This is a genomic window from Kitasatospora sp. NPDC001309, from assembly GCF_042896295.1.
Classification (GTDB): Bacteria; Actinomycetota; Actinomycetes; order Streptomycetales; family Streptomycetaceae; genus Kitasatospora.
The window spans coordinates 34930-58856 of the sequence record NZ_JBIAXC010000050.1; the positions used below are offsets into that span (position 1 = coordinate 34930).

Annotated in this window: 17 protein-coding genes and 1 tRNA gene; 10 read left to right on the forward strand and 8 right to left on the reverse strand. The window is 71.1% G+C overall.

Going from position 1 to position 23927, the window contains the following annotated elements; all coding sequences use genetic code 11:
- The first annotated feature begins 5 nt into the window (after positions 1–5).
- The 3 genes from ACFY2K_RS35700 to ACFY2K_RS35710 are packed head-to-tail and all read left to right on the forward strand — an operon-like array spanning position 6 to position 3477.
- Entirely contained in the window at positions 6–1937 is a 1932-nt protein-coding gene (locus ACFY2K_RS35700) for a branched-chain amino acid ABC transporter permease (RefSeq protein WP_387716833.1), read from the forward strand.
- 8 nt (positions 1938–1945) lie between these two features.
- Positions 1946–2764: an ABC transporter ATP-binding protein gene (locus ACFY2K_RS35705; RefSeq protein WP_375893394.1), complete on the forward strand. Its 819-nt coding sequence runs from the start codon at positions 1946–1948 to the stop codon at positions 2762–2764.
- Entirely contained in the window at positions 2761–3477 is a 717-nt protein-coding gene (locus ACFY2K_RS35710; protein WP_380642790.1) for an ABC transporter ATP-binding protein, read from the forward strand. The genes ACFY2K_RS35705 and ACFY2K_RS35710 overlap by 4 nt, the downstream gene beginning before the upstream one ends.
- A 56-nt stretch (positions 3478–3533) precedes the next feature.
- Here the strand turns inward: ACFY2K_RS35710 and ACFY2K_RS35715 are convergent, their stop codons facing one another.
- Complete coding sequence (locus ACFY2K_RS35715; RefSeq protein ID WP_375893448.1) at positions 3534–4151, reverse strand: ANTAR domain-containing response regulator; 618 nt, start codon at positions 4149–4151, stop codon at positions 3534–3536.
- 136 nt (positions 4152–4287) lie between these two features.
- Between ACFY2K_RS35715 and ACFY2K_RS35720 the strand changes: the two genes are divergently transcribed.
- A tRNA-Leu gene (locus ACFY2K_RS35720) sits at positions 4288–4370 on the forward strand.
- 99 nt (positions 4371–4469) lie between these two features.
- On the opposite strand, the gene ACFY2K_RS35725 is transcribed toward ACFY2K_RS35720, so the two are convergent.
- The 3 genes from ACFY2K_RS35725 to pyk form a co-directional block, all read right to left on the reverse strand.
- Positions 4470–4769 (reverse strand): multiprotein-bridging factor 1 family protein, encoded by a 300-nt coding sequence (locus tag ACFY2K_RS35725; RefSeq protein ID WP_375893392.1) that lies wholly within the window; start codon positions 4767–4769, stop codon positions 4470–4472.
- A complete protein-coding gene (locus ACFY2K_RS35730) occupies positions 4766–5125 on the reverse strand; it encodes a type II toxin-antitoxin system RelE/ParE family toxin (RefSeq protein ID WP_380593761.1) in 360 nt (119 codons plus the stop codon). Before ACFY2K_RS35730 ends, ACFY2K_RS35725 begins: the two co-directional genes overlap by 4 nt.
- Before the next feature lie 110 nt (positions 5126–5235).
- A complete protein-coding gene (gene pyk, locus ACFY2K_RS35735; protein ID WP_375893388.1) occupies positions 5236–6666 on the reverse strand; it encodes a pyruvate kinase in 1431 nt (476 codons plus the stop codon).
- Positions 6667–6950: 284 nt separating this feature from the next.
- Between pyk and ACFY2K_RS35740 the strand changes: the two genes are divergently transcribed.
- The 6 genes from ACFY2K_RS35740 (at position 6951) to ACFY2K_RS35765 (ending at position 14526) form a co-directional block, all read left to right on the forward strand.
- Entirely contained in the window at positions 6951–8054 is a 1104-nt protein-coding gene (locus ACFY2K_RS35740; RefSeq protein WP_387716836.1) for a hypothetical protein, read from the forward strand.
- On the forward strand, positions 8051–9712 hold the full coding sequence (locus ACFY2K_RS35745; RefSeq protein WP_380527030.1) for a VWA domain-containing protein: 1662 nt from the start codon (positions 8051–8053) through the stop codon (positions 9710–9712). The genes ACFY2K_RS35740 and ACFY2K_RS35745 overlap by 4 nt, the downstream gene beginning before the upstream one ends.
- Positions 9699–10211: a hypothetical protein gene (locus tag ACFY2K_RS35750; RefSeq protein WP_387716838.1), complete on the forward strand. Its 513-nt coding sequence runs from the start codon at positions 9699–9701 to the stop codon at positions 10209–10211. Before ACFY2K_RS35745 ends, ACFY2K_RS35750 begins: the two co-directional genes overlap by 14 nt.
- A 323-nt stretch (positions 10212–10534) precedes the next feature.
- Complete coding sequence (locus tag ACFY2K_RS35755) at positions 10535–12370, forward strand: bifunctional metallophosphatase/5'-nucleotidase (protein ID WP_380593757.1); 1836 nt, start codon at positions 10535–10537, stop codon at positions 12368–12370.
- A gap of 261 nt (positions 12371–12631) precedes the next feature.
- On the forward strand, positions 12632–13558 hold the full coding sequence (locus ACFY2K_RS35760; RefSeq protein WP_375893376.1) for an NADP-dependent oxidoreductase: 927 nt from the start codon (positions 12632–12634) through the stop codon (positions 13556–13558).
- A gap of 32 nt (positions 13559–13590) precedes the next feature.
- Positions 13591–14526, forward strand: a complete 936-nt coding sequence (locus tag ACFY2K_RS35765) for an AraC family transcriptional regulator (RefSeq protein ID WP_375893374.1) — start codon at positions 13591–13593, stop codon at positions 14524–14526.
- Between the two features lie 58 nt (positions 14527–14584).
- Here ACFY2K_RS35765 and ACFY2K_RS35770 read toward each other — a convergent pair whose 3' ends face one another.
- The 4 genes from ACFY2K_RS35770 to gltB form a co-directional block, all read right to left on the reverse strand.
- On the reverse strand, positions 14585–16042 hold the full coding sequence (locus ACFY2K_RS35770; RefSeq protein ID WP_375893446.1) for an aldehyde dehydrogenase family protein: 1458 nt from the start codon (positions 16040–16042) through the stop codon (positions 14585–14587).
- A 48-nt stretch (positions 16043–16090) separates the two neighbouring features.
- Complete coding sequence (locus tag ACFY2K_RS35775) at positions 16091–16957, reverse strand: helix-turn-helix domain-containing protein (protein WP_375893372.1); 867 nt, start codon at positions 16955–16957, stop codon at positions 16091–16093.
- Positions 16958–17479: 522 nt separating this feature from the next.
- Positions 17480–18940, reverse strand: a complete 1461-nt coding sequence (locus ACFY2K_RS35780) for a glutamate synthase subunit beta (RefSeq protein ID WP_375893370.1) — start codon at positions 18938–18940, stop codon at positions 17480–17482.
- Positions 18933–23519, reverse strand: coding sequence for a glutamate synthase large subunit (gene gltB, locus ACFY2K_RS35785; RefSeq protein WP_375893444.1), 4587 nt, complete (start codon positions 23517–23519; stop codon positions 18933–18935). The genes ACFY2K_RS35780 and gltB overlap by 8 nt, the downstream gene beginning before the upstream one ends.
- Between the last annotated feature and the right edge of the window lie 408 nt (positions 23520–23927).

Consider the following 23927-nt stretch of genomic DNA (forward strand, 5'->3'; position numbering starts at 1 on the left):
CCACCATGACCACCACCAGCACCGAGACCACCCCGGTCATCCCCCTGCCCGCCACCGCCGCCACCGCCCTCACCGGCCTCGGCGCCCTGCTCACCGCCGCCTCCGCCGCCATGTCATGGACCTGGACCAGCGACTTCCCCGGCGACCTCACCTACTACGGCTCCCCCGCCGGGCTCCAGTGGCTCGCCGTCGTCGCCGGCGTCCTCACCCTCGTCCTGCTGCTCGCCGGCCAGGGCGTCCCCGGCCTGCGCTGGGCCGCCCCCAGCCGCAGCAACAACGCCGTCCTGTACGCCGCCACCGGCGCCCTCGCCGTCGCCGCCTACTCCGTCACCGCCATCTCCGTCGAACTCGGCGGCCTCGCCAACCTCGAACCCGGCGGCTGGGCCCTCGCCGCCGGCGGCCTGCTCGGCATCACCGGCGCCCTCGGCCTCCCCCTCGACCGGCGCACCGCCGTCCCGCTGCGCATCCTCGACAAGCGGCTCTTCCTGCTCGTCCCCGTCGCGCCCGTCGGCTGGTTCGCCGCCCACGCCATCCCCGACGACCAGCCCGTCGCCCCGGTGATGACCGCCCTCGCCGGCGCCCTCGCCATCGCCGCCGGCGTCGTCCTGCTGCTCCAGCTCGGCCACCTCGCCAACAGCCGGATCCGCCTCGGCACCGTCGAGCGCCCGCTCCCCCCGGCCCGCCAACTCCCCTCCTGGGCCGAGGTCCTGCTCATCGTCCTGGCCTTCGGACTCGGCCTGTACGCAATCACCTTCGGCATCGACACCGAGTACGGCGAACTCTTCATCTGCTACCTGCTGCTCGCCGCCCCCTCGATCGCCGCCCTCGCCAAGTCCGGACTGCTCGGCCGGCTGCGCGCCCTGACCGTCAAGTACCGCCCGGTCACCACCGGCGCCGCCTTCGCCGCCGCCGCCAGCTTCCCCTTCACCCAGAGCAGCGACCAGTACACCTCGGTCGCCACCAACATCCTGATCTTCGCCACCGTCGCCCTCGGCCTCAACATCGTCGTCGGCCTCGCCGGCCTGCTCGACCTCGGGTACGTCGCCTTCCTCGGCGTCGGCGCCTACGCCGCCGCCCTGGTCTCCGGCTCCCCCGCCTCGCCCATCCACGTCCAGTTCCCGTTCTGGGCCGCGATGCTCACCGGCGCCGCCGTCTCCATGGTCTTCGGCGTCCTGATCGGCGCCCCCACCCTGCGGCTGCGCGGCGACTACCTCGCCATCGTCACCCTCGGCTTCGGCGAGATCTTCCGCATCACCATGCTCAACCTCAACGGCACCACCGGCCCCAAGATCACCAACGGCTCCAACGGCATCCCCCGCATCCCCGACCTGGAGATCTTCGGCTTCGACCTCGGCAAGCCGCACACCGTCGCCGGCATCGAACTCGGCCGCTTCTCCAACTACTACCTGCTGATGCTGCTGGTCACCGCCGTCGTCGTACTGATCTTCGCCCGCGTCGGCAACTCCCGCATCGGCCGCGCCTGGGTCGCCATCCGCGAGGACGAGACCGCCGCCGAGGCCATGGGCATCAACGGCTTCCGCCTCAAGCTCCTCGCCTTCGCCCTCGGCGCCTGCCTCGCCGGCCTGGCCGGCACCGTCCAGGCCCACGTCAGCTACACCGTCACCCCCGACCAGTACACCTTCGCCGAGGCCCTCCCGCCCAACTCCGCCTTCCTGCTCGCCGCCGTCATCCTCGGCGGCATGGGCACCATCAGCGGCCCCCTGGCCGGCGCCACCCTCCTCTTCCTCATCCCCAAGAAGCTGGAATTCCTCTCCGACTACCAGCTCCTCGCCTTCGGCGCCGCCCTCATCGTCCTGATGCGCGTGCGCCCCGAAGGACTCATCCCCAACCGGCGCCGCCAACTCGAGTTCCACGAAGCCGCCATCCCGGCCCAGCCCACCGGCGAACCGGGCGCACTCACCAAGGCAGGGGCGTGACGCGCCAGATGACCACCACCGCAACGCCACCGACCGCAACCCCCCTGCTCGACGTCACCGGCGTCACCATGCGCTTCGGCGGCCTCACCGCCGTCAACGACGTCTCCCTCACCGTCGGCGAGGGCGAGATCATCGGCCTCATCGGCCCCAACGGCGCCGGCAAGACCACCTTCTTCAACTGCCTCACCGGCCTCTACGTCCCCACCGAGGGCACCGTCCGCTACCGCGGCACCCAACTGCCCCCCAAGCCCCACCTCGTCACCCAGGCCGGCATCGCCCGCACCTTCCAGAACATCCGGCTCTTCGCCAACATGACCGTCCTGGAGAACGTCCTCGTCGGCCGGCACAGCCGCACCAAGGAAGGCATCTTCGCCGCCATCCTCCGCGGCCCCCGCTACCACCGCGCCGAGGCCGAGAGCCGCGAGAAGGCCATGGAACTCCTCGCCTTCACCGGCCTCGCCGAGAAGGCCGACCACCTCGCCCGCAACCTCCCCTACGGCGAACAGCGCAAGCTGGAGATCGCCCGCGCCCTCGCCTCCGACCCCGGCCTGCTGCTCCTCGACGAACCCACCGCGGGCATGAACCCGCAGGAGACCCGCGCCGCCGAGGAACTCGTCTTCGCCATCCGCGACCGCGGCATCTCCATCCTCGTCATCGAGCACGACATGCGGTTCATCTTCAACCTCTGCGACCGCACCGCCGTCCTCGTCCAGGGCCAGAAGATCGTCGAAGGCGACCGCGAGACCGTCCAGAACGACGAACGCGTCATCACCGCCTACCTCGGCGCCCCGCTCGAAACCCCCGCAACACCGGAGGACCCCAAGTGACCGCACTCCTCGAGGTCGAGGACCTCCGCGTCGCCTACGGCAAGATCGAAGCCGTCAAGGGCATCAGCTTCACCGTCGAACAGGGCGAGGTCACCACCCTCATCGGCACCAACGGCGCCGGCAAGACCACCACCCTGCGCACCCTCTCCGGCCTCCTCAAGCCCACCGCCGGCCGGATCACCTTCGACGGCCAGGACCTCAGCACCGTCCCCGCCCACAAGATCGTCGCCCTCGGCCTCGCCCACTCCCCCGAGGGCCGGCACATCTTCCCCCGCATGACCATCGAGGAGAACCTCCTCCTCGGCGCCTTCCTGCGCACCGACACCGCCGGCATCCAGGCCGACGTGGAACGGGCCTACACCCTCTTCCCGATCCTCGGCGAACGCCGCAAGCAGGCCGCCGGCACGCTGTCCGGCGGCGAGCAGCAGATGCTCGCCATGGGCCGGGCCCTGATGTCCCAGCCCAAGCTGCTCATGCTGGACGAGCCCTCGATGGGCCTCTCCCCGCTGATGATGCAGAAGATCATGTCCACCATCGTCGAGCTCAAGGCCAGCGGCACGACCATCCTGCTGGTCGAACAGAACGCCCAGGCCGCCCTGTCGCTCTCCGACCGCGGCTACGTCATGGAGACCGGCCGCATCGTCCTCTCCGGGACGGGCGCCGACCTCCTCCACGACGAGTCCGTCCGCAAGGCCTACCTCGGCGAGGACTGACCCCGCACACGCGAAGGGCCCGGCGGATCCGATCCGCCGGGCCCTTCCGCACTCTTCTACTCCGGCTTGTCGGCCTCGTCGGCCTTCTTGCGGTCCTGGGCCTCGCCCTCCTCGATGACCGCCTCGGCCACCGCCGCCATCGTCATCCGCCGGTCCATCGAGGTCTTCTGGATCCACCGGAACGCGGCCGGCTCGTTCAGCCCGAACTTCGTCTGCAGCACACCCTTGGCGCGGTCCACCAGCTTCCGGGTCTCCAGCCGCTGGGTGAGATCCCCGATCTCCTTCTCCAGCTCCCGCATCTCGGTGTACCGCGACACCGCCATCTCGATCGCCGGCACCAGGTCCGACTTCGAGAACGGCTTCACGATGTACGCCATCGCCCCGGCGTCCCGCGCCCGGTCCACCAGCTCCCGCTGCGAGAACGCCGTCAGCATCAGCACCGGCGCCAGGTGCTGCTCGTGGATCTGCTCGGCGGCCGACAGCCCGTCCAGGATCGGCATCTTCACGTCGAAGATCGCCAGATCCGGCTTGAGCTCCTGCACCAGCCGCACCGCCGTCTCCCCGTCCCCGGCCTCACCGACGACGGTGTACCCCTCCTCTTCGAGCATCTCCTTGAGGTCGAGACGGATCAGCGCCTCGTCCTCGGCGATCACGATCCGGGTGATCTGGGGCATATCGGTCTCAAGCGGCTGTGCCTGCTCGTCGGCGGTGCTCACGGGGCTCCTAGTTCCGGCGGGGTCCTGCGGTAATTGAGGGTACCTAGCAGCGGCCAACCGCACACAGCCGGTATGCTCTGTCGGGACTGACCCCGCCGGGTTGGTGGAACGGCATACACGGATGTCTCAAACACATCTGCCCGAAAGGGCTTGCGGGTTCGAATCCCGCACCCGGCACACTTCGCAATAGACCGCTTTATAGGCTGCTTTCCACCGTTCCCGGTGTCCTGTCCCGGGGTTCCCCACTGCCTTGCCTTTGCTATTTCACCGCGCGTCTCAGCTCGCCCGGTCCAGCGGCTCCAGCTCGACCGTGAGCCTCATGCCGAGCGCCTCGGCGAACCGCTCCAGAACCACGATCGTGGGCATCGTTGCTCCGGCCTCGAACCGCGCCACCGCCGGCTGCTGCATGCCGATCGCCGCGGCCAGCTGTGCCTGGGTCATGCCGAGGGCCTCCCGGCGCAGCCTGACCTTCTCCCCGAGCTCGAACCGGATCCGCGCGGCCTCGTACGCCGCGCCGGCGCCGGGACGGTTCAGAATCTCCTCACGCATGGCGCGCCAGGACGTGCGCTCGCTCATCTCGCCCACTCCTCGTCCTCGTCAACGGTGTGCTGCTCGGCCACGCAACGGCGCAACGCCCGTCTCGCGCGGTCGACCTCGCCGGCCTCCCGCATCCGGGTCTTGCGGAACACCGTCAGCAGGATGATCCTCCTGCCCGACGCGATCCAGTAGGTGATCCGCAGGTCCGATTCGTTCAGGTGGAAGCGCAGTTCCCGGAGTTTGCCGTCGAGTTGCCGACTGTGCGGCTCGCTCAGCAAGGGCCCGCGGACGGCGAGCAGTTCGACGTAGAAGGCGACCGTCTCCTGATCGTCCTGGCTCAGTGCGCGGATCCAGTCCCGAACCTCCGGTTCGAGTTCCACCTCTCCCCAAGTCATAACACGGATGTTATGGAGACGCCAGCACGCTCTCACGCGGATCCGACGGCCCACGGGCGGCATCCCTCCCAACGGGGGACGCCGCCCACGCGCAACCGTTCGAGTACCGCTCAGTCGTCCAGGGTCCCCACGTGGTGGACGCGGACGAGGTTGGTGGAGCCGGCCAGGCCGGGCGGGGAGCCGGCGGTGATGACGACGATGTCGCCCTTCTGGCAGCGGCCGAGGGAGAGCAGCGCCGCGTCGACCTGTTCGACCATCTGGTCGGTGGTCGGAGCGAAGGGGCCGAGGAAGGTCTCCACGCCCCAGGTGAGGGCGAGTTGGCTGCGCACGGCCGGTTCGTAGGTGAAGGCGAGCACCGGGATGGGCGAGCGGTAGCGGGTGAGCCGCCGGGCGGTGTCGCCGGACTGGGTGAAGGCGATCAGGTACTTGGCGTGCAGGAAGTCGCCGATCTCGGCGGCCGCGCGGGCGACGGCGCCGCCCTGGGTCCGCGGCTTGCTGCCGGTGGTCAGCGGGGGCAGGCCCGCGGCCAGGATGTCGTTCTCGGCGGCTTCGATGATCCGGCCCATGGTCTTGACGGTCTCGACCGGGAACTTGCCGACGGAGGTCTCGCCGCTGAGCATCACCGCGTCGGTGCCGTCCAGCACCGCGTTGGCGACGTCGGAGGCCTCGGCGCGGGTGGGCCGGGAGGCGTTGATCATCGAGTCGAGCATCTGGGTCGCCACGATGACGGGCTTGGCGTTGCGCCTGGCCAGTTTGACGGCGCGCTTCTGGACCAGCGGGACCTGTTCGAGGGGCATCTCCACGCCCAGGTCCCCGCGGGCCACCATGATGCCGTCGAAGGCGTCCACGATGGAGTCGAGGTTCTCGACCGCCTGCGGCTTCTCGATCTTGGCGATGACCGGGACGTGGCGTCCCTCCTCGGCCATCACCCGGTGCACGTCCTCGATGTCGCGCCCGCTGCGGACGAAGGAGAGCGCGATCAGGTCGGCGCCGGTGCGCAGCGCCCACCGCAGGTCGGCGACGTCCTTGTCGCTGAGTGCGGGGACGGAGACGGCGACGCCGGGGAGGTTGAGGCCCTTGTGGTCGGAGACGAGTCCGCCTTCGATGACGAGGCACCGCACCCGCGGTCCGTCGACGGCGACGACCTCCAGGGTGACGCGGCCGTCGTCGACGAGGATGCGTTCGCCGCGGCTGACGTCGCCGGCGAGGCCGGCGTAGGTGGTGCCGCAGATGTCCTTGTCCCCCACGACGCCGTTGTCGGTGGAGATGGTGAACTCGTCGCCGCGTTCGAGGAGTACGGGCCCGTGGGCGAAGGTGTCGAGTCGGATCTTCGGGCCTTGGAGGTCGGCGAGGACGCCGACGCTCCGGCCGGTCTCGTCGGCGGCCTTGCGGACCCGACGGTAGCGTTCCTCGTGCTCGGCGTGGGTGCCGTGGCTGAGGTTGAATCGGGCGATGTCCATTCCGGCGTCGACCAGGGTCTTGATCTGGTCGTACGAGTCGGTGGCCGGCCCGAGGGTGCAGACGATTTTTGCTCGGCGCATACTGCTGAGGGTAGGCATTACCGGTGCGTAACCTCGACGCGGGTCCGGACTGCGGGATGACCTTTGCCGTAAGGCGAGTTGAACAATCTGACACATCCTCGGACCGGTGTGCGAGGGCCGTCCCCGGGCGTCTCCCGGGTGCCCCGGCCGATGCGATTCCGTGAAACGGTGTTCACCCCCGGTTCACCGCACCTTCCGTCCGCGCTCCCCGCCCGGCGGGACGCTCGTCACCCCCGGGTGTCGCACCCGGGGGTGTTGCGGCGATGAGGGGGGAGGCGCGCGCGATGAGACGACGCGCTCTGGGGGTGATCGCGGCCCTGGCCCTGTTGGGCGGGGTGACGTACGCGCTGGTCCCGAACGGCGGGGGGGCCGATCCGGTGAGGACGGTCGCGGTCACCGGGCTGATCGGTTCGGAGAAGCGGGCGTTCTTCGAAAGCCCGGAGGTGAAGGCCGAGTTGGCGAAGCAGGGCGTGGAGGTGCACGCCGATTCGACCGGTTCCTGGACGATGAGCGAGCAGGCGCGGAGCGCGTCCGGGCTGGACTTCGCCTTTCCGGCGAGCACGGCTCCGGCCCGCGAGATCCAGCGCAACTGGGGGTTGCAGGACTCTCCGCTGGTGCCGTTCTACTCGCCGTTGGTGGTGGTGGCGCACGCGCCGGTCGCGCAGATCCTGCGGGACAGCAACCTGGCGGCGCTGGACGATGCGAGCGGCGTCTGGACGTTCAGGATGGACGAGTACGTCAACGCCCTCAAGAAGGGCAGCAAGTGGCAGGACCTGCCGGGCGCGAAGGGCCACGCGGAGTTGTCGGGCCCGATCTTCGTCACCACCACCGATCCGGAGAGCTCGTCCTCGGGCGCGCTCTACGTCGCGCTGCTGTCGTACGTCCTGAACGGCAACCTGGTGGTCTCCGACGACCAGGGCGTGGAGGTGGCCCGGCCGGTGCTGTACCAGGCGACGGCGTTGCAGGGCGGCCAGAAGAGCAGCAGTGACGAGCCGTTCCGGGACTTCCTGGCGGGGGTCGGCAATCCGCTGATCTTCGGCTACGAGTCGCAGGTCGCCGCGATGGCGGTGCAGGGCCAGCCGACCGGGGACATGGTGGTGATGTACCCGGACACCACGGCGTACTCGGACCACACGATCATCGCCCGCACCGAGAACGGCCGGAAGCTGGCCGGGCTGCTGCAGAACGACCCGGCGCTGATCGCCCTGGAGATCAGGTTCGGCTTCCGTCCGCAGGCCGGCCACGACGCGTTCGCCGACCGGGTGAAGGGCGTCAAGCAGCCGGTCCTCGCCCAGGACCTGAACGCGGCGAAGGTGAAGCAGGCGACCGTCCCGTCGTTGGACAACCTGACCAAGCTGACCAAGGCGGCGAAGGGGAGCCCGAAGTGAACCTCCGGACGAAGCGGCCCGCCCGGCTGGCCGCCGTGCTGGCGGCGGTGCTCGCCGCGCTGGCCGCCTGCACCTCCTCGCCGGCCCCGGGGCCGACGCCGCCCCCGGACCCGTCCGGCACGCTGGCCGGGACCGCGCGCCCCGGGGTGCTGCGGGTCCTGGCCGGCAGTGAACTCCAGGACCTGCAACCGGTCCTGGACGACGCCCGGAAGGCGACCGGGGTGACGGTCCAACTCGCGTTCGGCGGCACGCTGGACGGCGCGGACACCATCTCCGCCGGTCGGGCGGACGGCAAGTACGACGCGGTCTGGTTCCCGTCGAACCAGTACCTGCGGCTGGATCCGGCCGGCCGGTCCAAGGTGCTGTCGGAGACCCCCGTGATGGTCTCCCCGGTGGCCGTGGGGGTGCGGTCCTCGGTCCTCGCCGACCTGGGCTGGGGGGACGGTTCGAAGGTCACCTGGGCGCAGATCGGCGACGCGGCCGCGGCCGGGAAGCTGTCGTACGGGATGTCCGACCCGTCGCGCTCCAACTCCGGCTTCTCCGCGCTGGTCGCGGTGGCCTCGGCGTTCTCCGGGGCGGGCGCGGCGCTGACCGCGCCGGACGTGCAGAAGGCGACGCCGCAGTTGAAGCAGTTCTTCACCGGCCAGAAGCTGACCTCGGGTTCCTCGGGCTGGCTGGCGCAGGCCTACGCCAAGGCCGAGCCGGGCCGGGTCGGCGCCCTGGTGAACTACGAGTCGGTGCTGCTGTCGCTGAACCGGACCCTGCCGGCGGACCAGCGGCTGACGGTGGTGCGCCCGGTGGACGGCGTGGTGTCGGCGGACTACCCGCTGTCGCTGCTGTCCTCGGCGGGGCAGGGCGAGCGGGAGTCCTTCCAGCGGCTGGTCGGCTACCTGTTGAAGGAGGACGTGCAGAAGCGCATCTCGGAGCTGACGCTGCGCCGCCCGGTGACGGCGGGGGTGGCCCCGGCGGCTGGGCTGCCCACCGACCGCCGCCGCGAGCTGCCGTTCCCGGGCACCCGGGAGGTGGCGGACGGCCTGCTGGCCTCGTACCAGAACGAACTGCGCCGCCCGTCCCGGACGGTGTACGTGCTGGACACCTCGGGTTCGATGGACGGCCAGCGGCTGGCCTCGCTCAAGGCGGCGCTGGGCCGGCTGACCGGCACGGACGACACCCGGGGGCTGCGCCGCTTCCGGGACCGCGAGGAGGTGACGCTGATCTCCTTCGCGTCCTCGGTGAAGTGGTCGAAGACCCATGTCGTCCCGGCTTCGGGGAGCCGGCCCGGTCCGGAGTCCGAGCTGGCGTCGATCAACGCCGACGTCCAGTCGCTGCGGGCCGAGGGCGGTACGGCGCTGTACGACTCGCTGGAGCAGGCGTACCGGGTGATCGAGACGCAGCAGAAGGCGGCGGGGGACGACCGGTTCACCTCGATCGTGCTGATGACGGACGGGGAGAGCAACGAGGGCGCGACGGACGGGGACTTCAAGCGCTTCCACGACGGGCTGCCGTCGGCGGAGAAGTCGATCCCGGTGTTCCCGATCAAGTTCGGGGAGGCGGCGGTGAGCCAGTTGCAGGGGATCGCGGACGTGAGCGGGGGCAAGCTGTTCGACGGCGGGGGTTCGCTGGACGGGGTGTTCGAGGAGATCCGTGGCTACCAGTAACCGCGCCGGGATGGGCCGGCTGCTGCTGGGCTACCTGGAGTCGACCAGGAACCTGGCCGGCTGCGGGGGCGGGGCGGTCGGGCTGGGGCTGCACTTCGCGGGCCTGGGCGGGTCGTGGTGGCCGGGGGTGGTGGCGGGGCTGTACGGGGTGGGCGCGCTGCTGGCGCCCGGCCGGACGGCGCGGCCCGAACCGCCGGAACCGCCTGAGCCGCCCACCCCGCCGCGGCCCGTTCCGGTGCACACCGAGCTGGAGGTGCTGACCGGCTACCTGGCGAGCGTCCCGCTGCCGGCCTCGGCCGGGGTGGACACCCTGCTGGTGGCGCTGCGCGAGGCGGGGCCCGGTGCGGTGGTCGACCCGATCGTCCGGCACCGGCTGCCGGTCGCGGTGGACGGCTACCTGCGGGCCCGGGCCTGGCTGCCGTGGGCGGAGCCGGACGCGCCGGACCCGGCGGCGGAGCTGGGCCGGGAGGTGAAGCAGCTCTCCGCCGAACTGGGCTGACCCTCCGACGGGCCGGCCCGGAGGCGGAGCAGCGAACCCCGGAGGCGGGGAAAGGGGTGGCCGTCGGCAGGGAACGGGGTGGCCGGAATTCGACCGTCCCGCCCCGGTACCACCCCTTTCTCCGCCCATCCCGGTCACGAACGAGTCGCCAAGATCTCACCTGTTGGAAACGTCGGAGGGCTATCCAGCGGCCCGGCTCGCACGGCACACTTCTACGCGCGTCCTTCTACGCGCGTCACCGCTCTCGCGGACGCGCCACGCACCTCATCCGCACACCACTTGACGGCCCATCCGCCGTCGTTCCCCACTCGGGAGAGTCGTCCATGTCGCTGAACCGCCGTGACTTCGTCACCCGGTCCGCCGCCACCGCCGCCGGCGCCGCCCTGACCGGCGGAGCCGTCGTCGCCGCCGCCCCCGCCGCCGCGGCCGCCGAGCCGGACACGGCGGCCGCCAAGGGCAAGAAGAAGCAGCCCCGCCGCCAGGCCTTCACCGTCATGGGCACCACCGACCTGCACGGCCGGGTCCTCAACTGGGACTACTTCACCGACGCCGAGTACGTCGACCAGGCCCACAACGCGGTCGGCCTCGCCAAGATCTCCACCCTGGCCAACCAGGTCCGCGAGGAGAAGGGCTGGGACCGCTGCCTGCTCATCGACTCCGGTGACATCATCCAGGGCACCCAGCTGTCCTACTACTACGCCCGGGTCGAGCCGATCGCCACCGACGGCGACAACGTGCCGGACCACCCGATGGCCGTCGCCATGAACCTCATGGGCTACGACGCCGCCGCGCTCGGCAACCACGAGTTCAACTACGGCATCCCCACCGTGAAGGCCTTCGAGGACCAGCTGGAGTTCCCGCTGCTCGGCGCCAACGCCCTGCACGCGAAGAACGAGAAGCCGGCCTTCAAGCCGTACGTGATCAAGGAGGTGTGGCTGGACGAGGACACCCCGATCAAGGTCGGCATCCTCGGCCTCACCAACCCCGGCATCGCGATCTGGGACAAGGCCAACGTGGCCGGGCAGATGGTCTTCCCGGGCATCGTCGAGACCGCCGCCAAGTACGTGCCCCGGATGAAGGCCGCGGGCGCGGACGTCATCGTGGTCTCCGCCCACTCCGGCATCGACGAGCCGACCACCTACGGCGACCAGCTGCCCTGGCCCGAGGACGCCTCCGGCGAGATGGCCCAGACCGTCCCGGACATCGACGCGGTGCTGGTGGGCCACACCCACAAGGAGGTCGCCCAGCGTCTCCTCGTCAACAAGAAGACCGGCAAGACGGTCGTGCTCTCCGAGCCGCTGTGCTGGGGCCAGCGCCTGAGCTGCTTCGACTTCGAGGTCGAGTTCGTCGACGGCCACTGGAAGGTCGCCTCGGTCTCCTCCCGGGTGCTGAACTCCAACACCGTGCCGGAGAACCCGGAGATCAGCAACGCGATCCTCGAGCAGCACAGGAAGACCGTCGCGTACGTCAACCAGAACATCGGCACCAGCAAGATCGAACTGTCGATCGCCGAGGCCCGGTTCAAGGCCACCCCGATCATCGACCTGATCGGCAAGGTCCAGGCCGACGCCGTCAAGGCCGCGCTGGCGGGCGGGCAGTACGCCAACCTCCCGGTCCTGGCCCAGGCCGCCCCGTTCAACCGCACCGCGCTGATCCCGGCCGGCCAGGTCAAGCTGCGCGACGCGGCCGGCCTGTACATCTACGAGAACACCCTGGAGGCCCGCGTCCTGACGGGCGCCCAGCTCAAGGACTACCTGGAGTTCTCGGCCAAGTACTACTACCAGCTCGCCCCGGGCGCCCCGGTCGACAAGAACGCCATGACCGGCGCCGAGACCACCCCGGACTACAACTACGACTCGGTCTACGGCCTGAGCTACGACATCGACATCGCCCAGCCCAAGGGCAGCCGGATCGTCAACCTGTCCTACCAGGGCAAGCCGATCGACCCCACCGCCCAGTTCGTGTTCGCGGTCAACAACTACCGCGCCAACGGCGGCGGCAACTTCCCGCACGTCGCCACCGCCAAGGTGGTCTGGACGAACTCCGACGAGATCCGCAACACCATGATCGCCTGGGTCAAGGCCAAGGGCGTCATCGACCCCGCCGACTTCTTCACCAACTCCTGGCGCCTCGTCCGCGCCGGCCAGCCGGTGTTCTAGTCACGGCTTCCCGTCGCACCCGCTCCTCATCGGGCCCCCGCACCGCCACCGGCGGCGCGGGGGCCCGTACCGTTCGACTACTCCGCCCGGCGATCGACGCCCTGGTCCGCTACCCCGTCTGATCCGCTCCTCCGGCGAGACGATCGGACATCCAGCGAAGACTTGGGGATATTCATCCGCTCGTCCGGTCTCCCTACCGTTGAACACATCGAGAACGGCCCCACGGGGGGCCGGTGGTGGACCGGACGAGGGTGAGTGGCGATGCGTGCGATCGTGCAGAAGGAGTTCGGCGGCCCGGAGGTCCTGCGGGTGGCCGAGGTGGAGCGTCCGACGCTGCGCAGCGGCGAGGTGCTGGTGCGGGTGAAGGCGGCCGGGGTGAACCCGGTGGACCTGGCGGTGCGCTCCGGGGCGCTCCCGCTGCTCGGCGAGCCGTCGTTCACGGTGGGCTGGGACGTCTCCGGGGTGGTCGAGGAGGCCGCCCCCGGCGCCCGCTACCGGGTCGGCGAGGAGGTGTACGGGATGCCGTTCTTCCCCCGGGCCGCCGGCGCGTACGCCGAGTACGTGGCCGCGCCGTCCCGCCAACTGGCCCGCAAGCCCGCCTCCCTGGACCACGCCGAGGCCGCCGCGCTGCCGCTGGCCGCGCTGACCGCCTGGCAGGGCCTGGTCGACCGGGCGGGGGTCGGCGAGGGCGACCGGGTGCTGGTGCACCGCGCGGCCGGCGGCGTCGGCCACCTCGCCGTGCAGATCGCCAAGGCCCGGGGCGCGTACGTGATCGCGCTGGCGAGCGAGCCCAAGCACGCCTTCCTGCGGGAGCTCGGCGCCGACGAGGTGATCGACTACCGGACCACCGACTACACCGAGGCCGTCTCCGACGTCGACGTCGTCCTCGACTCCTCCTCCGAGGGGACCCGCGCCCTGGCGGTGCTCAAGCCGGGCGGCACGCTGGTCAGCATCATGGAGCACTGGAACCAGGGGCTGGCCGCCGAGATCGAGGCCGCCGGGCGGACCTTCGCGGGCGTCTCCGTCGAGCCCGACTACGCCTCCCTGGAGGCGCTCGCCGCGCTGGTGGACGAGGGCCGGATCCGCCCGCACGTCGCCGCGTCGTTCCCGCTCGACGAGGCGGCCCGGGCGCACGAGCTGGTCGGCTCCGGTAGCGTCCGGGGCAAGGTCGTCCTGACCGTCGACTGAGGCGTGGCGACGAACAACACCGGGGGCGGGTCGTGGACATCCTGAGCGAGGCACTGGCGTCGATGCGCACGGCGCACCCCGCGTCCGTGCGCACCGAGGGCCGGGCGCCGTGGGCGCTGCGGCTGCCCCCGGTGGTGGGGGCGGGCTTCCACGTGGTGCTGTACGGCACCTGCTGGCTGGTCCCGGTGGATCCGGAGATCGGGGGCGCCCCGGTGCCGCTCAGCCCGGGGGACGTCGTGTTCCTGCGGGACGCCCGGGGCCACGTCCTGGCGGACAGCCCGGACACCCCGCCGGTGGACGCCCGGGCCTGCCGGGTGGAGGACGGCTCGCCGATCGGCACCGTGACGATCGGCGGGGACGGCGCCCGCACCAGCCTGCTGTGCGGCAACTACCACCTGGACCAGGCCCGGCCGCACCCGATGGTCCGCCAGCTGCCGGCCCTGATCCAGCTGCCGACCCGGCACGGTCGGCACCCCGAACTGGCGGCCGCCGTCCAGCTGTTGGGCGCCGAGCTGGAGAACCCGCGGATCGGCTCGGCCGGCATCGTCCCGGCGCTGATCGACTCGCTGCTGCTGTACATCCTGCGGGCCTGGTTCGAGGACCGCCCCGCCGCGGACTCCGCGGGCTGGGCGGCCGCGCTGCGGGACGCCGCGGTGGCGCCCGCCCTGGCGGCCATCCACGAGGCTCCGTCGACCCCGTGGACGGTGGAATCCCTGGCGGAGCGGGCGGGCCTGTCCCGGGCCGCCTTCGCCCGCCGCTTCACCTCGCTGGTGGGCGAGCCCCCGATGGCGTACCTGACCCGCTGGCGGATGACCACCGCCGCCCGGCTGCTGCGCGAGTCGGAGGCGCCGCTGACGGCGGTGGCCGCGAGGACCGGGTACGGCTCGGAGTACGCCTTCGCGAAGGCGTTCAAGCGGGAGTTCGGGCTGGCCCCCGGCGGCTACCGCCGGGAGGCCAGGGCCGCGTGAGCGCCCGCACCTCCCGGAACGGGAACGCACGGAACGGGAACGCACGGAACGGGAGCGCCTAGAACGGGAACTGCGCCCGCCCGTGCTGCACCGAGATCCACTTCACCGTGGTGAAGGCGTCCACCGTGTACTCCCCGTTGAGCCGCCCGAGGCCGGAGTTCTTCTCCCCGCCGAAGGGCACCCCGGGCTCGTCCGCGATGGTCCCGCCGTTGACGTGGATCATGCCGGTCTCGATCCGCTGGGCGACCCGCACCCCGCGCTCGACGTCCGCGGTGTGCACCGCGCCGCTGAGCCCGAAGGGCGTGTGGTTGGCCAGCCGGACGGCCTCCTCCTCGCCGTCGAAGGGCACCAGCAGGACGACCGGGCCGAAGAGTTCGCGCTGCAGGATGGGCGCGTCCTCGGCCAGGCCGGTGAGCACGGTGGGCGCCATCAGGCTGCCGGCCGTGGCCCCGCGGAGCAGCGCGGTGGCGCCGCCGGCGACGGCCTGGTCGACCTGGGCGTTGATGGCGTCGGCCTGGACGGCGTTGATCAGCGGGCCGATGTGGGTGGCCGGGTCCCGGGGGTCGCCGACGGTCAGCGAGGCGATCTTGGCGACGAACTTCTCGGTGAACTCGGCGAGCACCCGCCGGTCCACCAGCACCCGGTTGGCGGCCATGCAGACCTGGCCCTGGTGGACGAAGCGGCTGAACACGGCGGCGTCCACGGCGTAGTCGACGTCGGCGTCGTCCAGGACGATCAGCGCGCTGTTGCCGCCGAGTTCCAGCACCGTCCGCTTGAAGTGCGCGGCGGCGACGGTGGCGACGTGCCGGCCGATCTGGTCGGAGCCGGTGAAGGAGATCACCTTGGGCACCGGGTGCTCCAGGAAGCTGTCGCCGATCTCCGCGATGTCGGTGATGACGACGTTGAGCAGGCCGGGCGGCAGGCCCGCGTCCTCGAAGAGCTTGGCGATCAGGCTGCCGCCGACGATCGGGGTCTCCTGGTGCGGCTTGAGCACCACGCCGTTGCCGAGGGCGAGCGCCGGGCCGATCGCCTTGAGGCCGAGGAACAGCGGGAAGTTGAACGGGCTGATCACGCCGACCACGCCGACCGGCAGCCGGTAGAGGCGGTTCTCCTTGCCGGGGGCGGGCGAGGGCAGCAGCCGGCCCTCGGTGGCCACCGACAGGTGCAGGCACTCCCGCAGCACGTCCTTGACCAGGGAGAGTTCGAAGCCGGCCTTGAGCGCGGTGCCGCCGAGTTCGGCCATCACGGCCCGGACGATCTCGCCCTCGCGCTCCTCCAGCAGCCGCAGCGCCCGCTCGAAGACCAGGCGGCGCTGGTAGGGGTTGGTGGCGGCCCAGGTGCGCTGGGCGCGCTCGGCGGCGCGGTAGGCCCGGTCGACCTCGGCGACGGTGGCCACGGTGATGGTGGCCAGCTTGTCCCCGGTGTAGGGGTCGACGTCGACGATGTCCCAGGAGCCGCTGCCGCTGCACCATTCGCCGTCGATGTACTGCAGCGCCAACTCGGAGAAGTACGACATCTGATCCCTCTCGTGCCCGACCTGATGGGAGCTCATCGTACTGATGTGTCAAAGCTCTTGGCGTACGGAGAGCAGAAGATCGCGGGTCCGTTCGGGTCCGAGGCTCTCGGCGACCAGTCCGTCCATGGCCTGCCGGTACGAGGCGACCTCGGCGGGCTTGTCCACGTAGAGGGCGGTGGTGAACTGCTCCAGGTAGACGACGTCGGCGAGTTCGGCCTCGGCGAAGCCCAGCACGCTGAAAGCACCGCTCTCGGCACTCAGCGCGGCGCCGCCGAGCGGGCGCACCTGGAGGCGCACGTTGGGCAGTTCGGAGAGCTGGAGGAGGGTGTCGAGCTGGCCGCGCATCAGCTCGGGCCCGCCCCAGGGGCGGCGCAGCGCGGCCTCGTCGAGGACGGCGTACAGGTGCGGCGGGTGGTCGGCGGTGAGCAGGTCCTGGCGCTTGCGCCGCACCTCGACCCGGCGTTCGACCTCGTCGTCGCGGAGGCCGTGGCAGCCGGCGTGGACGACGGCGCGGGCGTAGTCGGCGGTCTGCAGCAGCCCGTGCACGAACTGGACCTCGTAGCTGCGGATCTCGGCGGCGGCCTCTTCCAGGCCGAGGTAGTTCTGGAACCAGGCGGGCAGCACGTCGCCGTAGTCGTGCCACCAGGAGGTGGCGTTGGCCTCCCGGACGAGGCCGAGGACGTTGGCCCGTTCCTGTTCGGCGTCGACGCCGTAGAGGGTGAGCAGGTCGGCGACGTCGCGTTCCTTGAAGCCGACCCGGCCGAGTTCCATCCGGCTGATCTTGGACTCGGAGGCGCGGATCGAGTACCCGGCCTCCTCGCGGCTGACGCCTCTGGTCTCGCGGAGCTTGCGCAGCTGGCTGCCGAGCAGCAGGCGCCGTACGGTGGCGCCTCCGCCTGCCTGAGTCGTGCCCATCGAAGTCAACCTCCGCACTCGTGCAGCCCCCCGGCCGTCGGCCGCAGTCTGCCACCTGGCACTGACGAACAACAGCCCGTGCCGGGTCGCATTCCGGTCGCGGTGCGAAGCCTGGGAGAAAGCTGTGAGGCGACCGTCGGTGTACGCACGCGGGTGCGGGTGGGAGTGCAGGTGGGAGCCCTGGTAAGGGGTGGGTGAGAGCCCCGGCGGGGCTCGGGTGAGAGGAGCCTGGGAACGCGCTGCGGAACCCGCCGGGAAGCCCCGGCGACCCCCCGGGAACGCGTTCGGGAACGCCTTCGGGAACGCCTTCGGGAACGCGTTCGGGGACGCGAAGAGGAACGCCTCCGGGAACGCGAAGGGAGCACCTTCGGGAACGCGACGGCGCCCGCCCTCCAACTGGTCGGGGAAGAGGGCAGGCGCCAGGAGACCGCGTTGGCCCGGCGACGCTGGCGGGGGCAGCGGGTTGAGCTCCCGGCGATGCGGCGCCGGGGGTTCGGGGTGGGCCGGTCGGACCGTCGGCCGTCAGACCACCAGGGGGCGGTCGGTGGGCCGGATCGGGGCGGGAAGCGGGGTCTTGCCGCCCAGGTGCTTGTCCACCGCGGCGGCGGCCGAACGGCCTTCCGCGATGGCCCAGACGATCAGTGACTGGCCACGGCCGGCGTCTCCGCAGACGTACACGCCATCGACATTGGTGGCGAACCGGCCGTCGCGGCCAATGTTACCGCGTGTGTCGAGGTCGACGCCGAGCTGCTCGACCAGGCCGTTCTTCACGTCCGTCCCGGTGAAGCCCATGGCCAGGGTGACCAGCTGGGCCGGCAGGGCCCGCTCGGTGCCGGGCACGGGCTCGAACCGGCCGTCCTTGAACTCGACCTCGACCAGGTGCAGTTCCTGGACGTTGCCGTCCTCGTCGCCGGTGAAGCGGGTGGTGTTGACGGAGTAGATCCGCTCGCCGCCCTCCTCGTGCGCGGAGGTGACCTTGTAGGTCATCGGCATGGTGGGCCAGGGCTGGTGGCCGGGCCGCTCCTCGCCGGGGCGCGGCATGATCTCCAGCTGGGTGACGGAGAGGGCGCCCTGGCGGTGGGCGGTGCCGACGCAGTCGGCGCCGGTGTCGCCGCCGCCGATGACGACCACGTGCTTGCCCTTGGCGCTGATCGGGGAGTCGACGAGGTCGCCCTCCTGGACCTTGTTGGCCAGCGGCAGGTACTCCATCGCCTGGTGGACGCCCTTGAGCTCGCGTCCGGGCACCGGCAGGTCGCGGGCGGTGGTGGCGCCGGCGGCGATCACCACGGCGTCGAAGCGCGACCGCAGGTCCTGCCCGGTGATGTCCTCGCCGACGTGCACGCCGGTGCGGAAGCGGGTGCCCTCGGCCCGCATCTGCTCGATGCGGCGGTTGATGTGGCGCTTCTCCATCTTGAACTCGGGGATGCCGTAGCGCAGCAGTCCGCCGATCCGGTCGGCGCGCTCGTACACCACCACGGTGTGCCCGGCCCGGGTGAGCTGCTGGGCGGCGGCCAGGCCGGCCGGGCCGGAGCCGACGACGGCGACGGTCTTGCCGGAGAGGCGCTCCGGGACCTGCGGGGTGACCCCGCCGCGGTCCCAGGCCTTGTCGATGATGGTGACCTCGACGTTCTTGATGGTCACCGCGTCCTGGTTGATGCCGAGCACGCACGCCGACTCGCAGGGCGCCGGGCACAGCCGCCCGGTGAACTCCGGGAAGTTGTTGGTGGCGTGCAGCCGCTCGATGGCGCCGGTGAAGTCCTCGCGGTAGGCGAGGTCGTTCCACTCGGGGATGAGGTTCCCGAGCGGGCAGCCGTTGTGGCAGAACGGGATGCCGCAGTCCATGCAGCGGCCGGCCTGCTTCGTGATGATCGGCAGGAGGCTGCGCTCGACGTAGACCTCGTTCCAGTCCTTGATCCGCACGTCGACCGGGCGGCGCTCCGCCAGCTGCTTGGGCGTGGTCAGGAAGCCCTTGGGGTCAGCCATGTGCCGCCTCCATCATCTTGCGAGTGGTCTCGGTCTCGGAGAGACCGTCGCGCTCGGCGGCGTCCTTGGCGGCGAGCACTGCCTTGTAGTCGGTCGGCATGATCGTGGAGAAGCGGGAGACCCCGCTGCCCCAGTCGGCCAGGAGCTCGGCGGCGACGGTGGAGCCGGTCTCCTCGTAGTGCTGCTGCACGGTCTCGCGCAGCCATTCGCGGTCGGCGGCGGTCGGGGCCTCGATGCCCACCATGCCGTCGTTGACGTTGGCGGGGCGCAGGTCCAGGACGTACGCGACACCGCCGGACATGCCGGCCGCGAGGTTGCGTCCGGTCTCGCCGAGGATGACGACCCGGCCGCCGGTCATGTACTCCAGGCCGTGGTCGCCGACGCCCTCGACGACGAGGGTGGCGCCGGAGTTGCGGACGGCGAAGCGCTCACCGGCCTTGCCGCGCAGGTGGATCCGGCCGGAGGTGGCGCCGTAGCCGATGGTGTTCCCGGCGATGACGTGGTTCTGGGCGTCGTTGCCGATGGCCGCGGCCTCGCGGGCCGGGCGGACGACGACCACGCCGCCCGAGAGCCCCTTGCCCACGTAGTCGTTGGCGTCGCCCTCCAGCCGCAGGGTGATCCCCTTCGGCACGAAGGCGCCGAAGGACTGTCCGGCGGAGCCGGTGAGGGTGACGTCGATGGTCCCCTCCGGCAGGCCCTCGCCGCGGTACCGCTTGGTCACCTGGTGGCCGAGCATGGTGCCGACGGTGCGATTGACGTTGCGGACCGGCAGCTGGATCCGCACCGACTCGCCGCGCTCCAGGGCGTCCTCGGCCAGCGTGATCAGCTGGTTGTCCAGGGCCTTGTCCAGCGCGTGGTCCTGCTCGGTGGTGCGGTGCCGGGCGGCGCCCTCGGGCAGCTCGGGCACGTGGAAGAGCGGGGCCAGGTCGAGCCCGGCGGCCTTCCAGTGGTCCACGGCGGCCTGGGCGTTGATGTGCTCGGCGCGGCCGACGGCCTCCTCGATCGAGCGGAAGCCCAGCGAGGCCAGGATCTCCCGGACCTCCTCGGCGATGAACTCGAAGAAGTTGACCACGAATTCGGGCTTGCCGGAGAAGCGCTCGCGCAGCACCGGGTTCTGGGTGGCGACGCCGACCGGGCAGGTGTCCAGGTGGCAGACGCGCATCATGATGCAGCCGGAGACGACCAGCGGGGCGGTGGCGAAGCCGAACTCCTCGGCGCCGAGCAGCGCGGCGATGACCACGTCGCGGCCGGTCTTCAACTGGCCGTCGGTCTGGACGACGATGCGGTCGCGCAGCCCGTTCAGCAGCAGCGTCTGCTGGGTCTCGGCGAGGCCGAGCTCCCAGGGGCCGCCGGCGTGCTTGAGCGAGGTGAGCGGCGAGGCGCCGGTGCCGCCGTCGTGGCCGGAGACCAGCACCACGTCGGCGTGCGCCTTGGAGACGCCGGCCGCGACCGTTCCCACGCCGACCTCGGAGACCAGCTTCACGTGGATGCGGGCCGCCGGGTTGGCGTTCTTGAGGTCGTGGATCAGCTGGGCCAGGTCCTCGATCGAGTAGATGTCGTGGTGCGGCGGCGGCGAGATCAGGCCGACGCCCGGGGTGGAGTGCCGGGTCCTGGCGACCCACGGGTAGACCTTGTGGCCGGGCAGCTGGCCGCCCTCGCCGGGCTTGGCGCCCTGGGCCATCTTGATCTGGATGTCGTCGGCGTTGACCAGGTACTCGGAGGTGACGCCGAAGCGGCCGGAGGCGACCTGCTTGATCGCCGAGCGGCGCTCGGGGTCGTACAGGCGGTCCGGGTCCTCGCCGCCCTCGCCGGTGTTGGACTTGCCGCCGAGGCGGTTCATCGCGATGGCGAGGGTCTCGTGGGCCTCCAGCGAGATGGAGCCGTACGACATCGCGCCGGTGGAGAAGCGCTTGACGATCTCGGAGACCGGCTCGACCTCCTCCACCGGGATCGGCTCCCGGTCGAGGCCGTCCAGCTGGAACAGGCCGCGCAGCGTCATCAGCCGCTCGGACTGCTCGTTCACCCGGTCCGTGTACTGCTTGAAGATGTCGTAGCGGCGGTTGCGGGTGGAGTGCTGGAGCCGGAAGACGGTGTCCGGGTCGAACAGGTGGGGCTCGCCCTCGCGGCGCCACTGGTACTCGCCGCCGATGTCCAGCGCGCGGTGCGCGGCCGGGATGCCGGAGGCCGGGTACGCCTTGGCGTGCCGGGCGGCGGTCTCCTTGGCGACCTCCTCCAGCCCGATGCCGCCGAGCTTGCTGGTGGTGCCGGCGAAGTAGGCGTCGACCAGGCCCTGGGAGAGGCCGATGGCCTCGAAGACCTGGGCGCCGCGGTAGGAGGCGACGGTGGAGATGCCCATCTTGGACATCACCTTGAGCACGCCCTTGCCGAGCGCCTTGATCAGGTTCTTGATCGCCTTCTCGGCCTCGACGCCCTGGATGAAGACGCCCTGCGCGACCAGGTCCTCGACCGACTCCATCGCCAGGTAGGGGTTGACGGCCCCGGCGCCGTAGCCGATCAGCAGCGCGACGTGGTGCACCTCGCGCACGTCACCGGCCTCGACCAGCAGCGACACCTGGGTGCGCTGCTTGGTGCGGATCAGGTGGTGGTGGATCGCGGAGGTGAGCAGCAGCGAGGGGATCGGGGCGTGCTCGGCGTCGGAGTGCCGGTCGGAGAGCACGATGATCCGGGCACCGTCGGCGATCGCGGCGTCGGCCTCGGCGGCGATCTCCGCCAGCCGCGCGGCCAGGCCCGCTCCCCCGCTGGCGACCTTGTACAGGCCGGACAGCGTGACGGCCTTCAGGCCGGGCTGGTCGCCGTCGGCGTTGACGTGGACCAGCTTGGCCAGCTCGTCGTTGTCGATCACCGGGAAGGTGATGCCGACGGAGCGGCAGGAGGCGGACTCGGCGACCAGCAGGTTGCCCTCGGGGCCGAGGTTGGACAGCAGCGAGGTGACGAGCTCCTCGCGGATGGCGTCCAGCGGCGGGTTGGTGACCTGAGCGAAGAGCTGCACGAAGTAGTCGAAGAGCAGCCGCGGCTTCTCGCTCAGGGCGGCGATCGGCGAGTCGGTGCCCATCGAGCCGAGCGCCTCGGCGCCGGTCCTGGCCATCGGCGCCAGGATGACGCGCAGCTCCTCCTCGGTGTAGCCGAAGGTCTGCTGGCGGCGGGTGACGGAGGCGTGGGTGTGGGCGATGTGCTCGCGCTCGGGCAGCTTGGCGAGCTGGATCTGCCCGGCGCCGACCCACTCCTGGTAGGGGTGCTCGGCGGCGAGGGCGGACTTGATCTCCTCGTCCTCGACGATCCGGCCCTGGACGGTGTCCACCAGGAACATCCGGCCGGGCTGGAGGCGGCCCTTCCGGGTGACCTTCTCCTGGTCGATGTCGAGCACGCCGACCTCGGAGGAGAGGACGACCAGGCCGTCCTCGGTGATCCAGTAGCGGGCCGGGCGCAGGCCGTTGCGGTCGAGCACGGCGCCGATCTGGGTGCCGTCGGTGAAGGTGACGCAGGCCGGGCCGTCCCAGGGCTCCATCAGGTTGGAGTGGTACTGGTAGAAGGCGCGGCGGGCCGGCTCCATGGTGGCGTGGTTCTCCCACGCCTCCGGGATCATCATCAGCACCGAGTGCGGCAGCGAGCGGCCGCCGAGGTGCAGCAGTTCCAGGACCTCGTCGAAGGACGCGGAGTCCGAGTGGTCCGGCGTGCAGATCGGGAAGATCCGCGACAGGTCCCCTGGGATCAGGTCCGTCGCGAGCTGCGACTCCCGGGCCCGCATCCAGTTGCGGTTGCCCTTCACCGTGTTGATCTCGCCGTTGTGCGCGACGAAGCGGTACGGGTGGGCGAGCGGCCAGCTCGGGAAGGTGTTGGTGGAGAACCGCGAGTGCACCAGGCCGATGGCGGACGCGTAGCCGCGGTCCGACAGGTCGGGGAAGAAGGGCTCCAGCTGGCCGGTGGTCAGCATGCCCTTGTAGACGATGGTGCGGGCGGACAGCGACGGGAAGTACACCCCGGCCTCGCGCTCGGCCCGCTTGCGGACGACGAAGGCGACGCGGTCCAGCTCGATCCCCGACCGGCCCTCCTGGGCCAAGAAGACCTGCCGGAAGCGCGGCATCACGCTGCGCGCGGTGGCGCCGAGCAGGTCCGGGGTGACCGGCACGTCGCGCCAGCCGAGGACGGTCAGGTCCTCCTCGGCCGCGATGGCCTCGATCCGCGCGACGGCGGCACCGGCGGCCTCGTCCTCGTCCGGGAGGAAGGCGATGCCCACCGCGTAGGAGCCGGCGGCCGGGAGCTCGAAGTCGACCTTGCCGCGCAGGAACGCGTCCGGGACCTGGGTCAGGATGCCCGCGCCGTCACCGGAGTCCGGCTCGGCGCCGGTGGCGCCCCGGTGCTCCAGGTTGCGCAGGACGTTCAGCGCCTGCTCGACGATGGTGTGGTCGGCGATGCCGGTCAGCGTGGCGACGAAACCGACGCCGCAGGCGTCGTGCTCGTTCCGCGGGTCGTACAGGCCCTGAGCAGCAGGTCGCGCATCCGGCACGAGCGCGTACGGCTGGCGGGCGGCGCCGGCCTGGGGCTCGTTGGCGGAGTGCATGGATGCAGACAGCATCGGCTCTCCCGTCGTCGTCTTTCGGCAAGTTGGTGCAAGTAGGGACGACGTTGGCCCTGATGCGGTGAATCGATGTCGTGCAAGTTACATGATGCCCAGGATCCCGAGAAGCGGAATATCCCGTCCACATGGCGGACGGACGCGCAGGTCAGGGGGCCGGAGAAGAGGACGTGCCACAGTGCACGTCCCGACGATTGTGCCCGGCCGCCCCCGGCCTGAAACAGGGGCGAAACCGGATCGCCACACGAGCCGATCTTGACCGCCTGGGAATCCATCCCGGGACCGGGCTCCCCGGATGCGAATCCCCGGCTCAGAGGCCCGGATGATGAGACGATGCCGGGCAGCGCGCGACGTCCATGTGTGAAACGTCACCCACTGCCCGGCATAGTCATG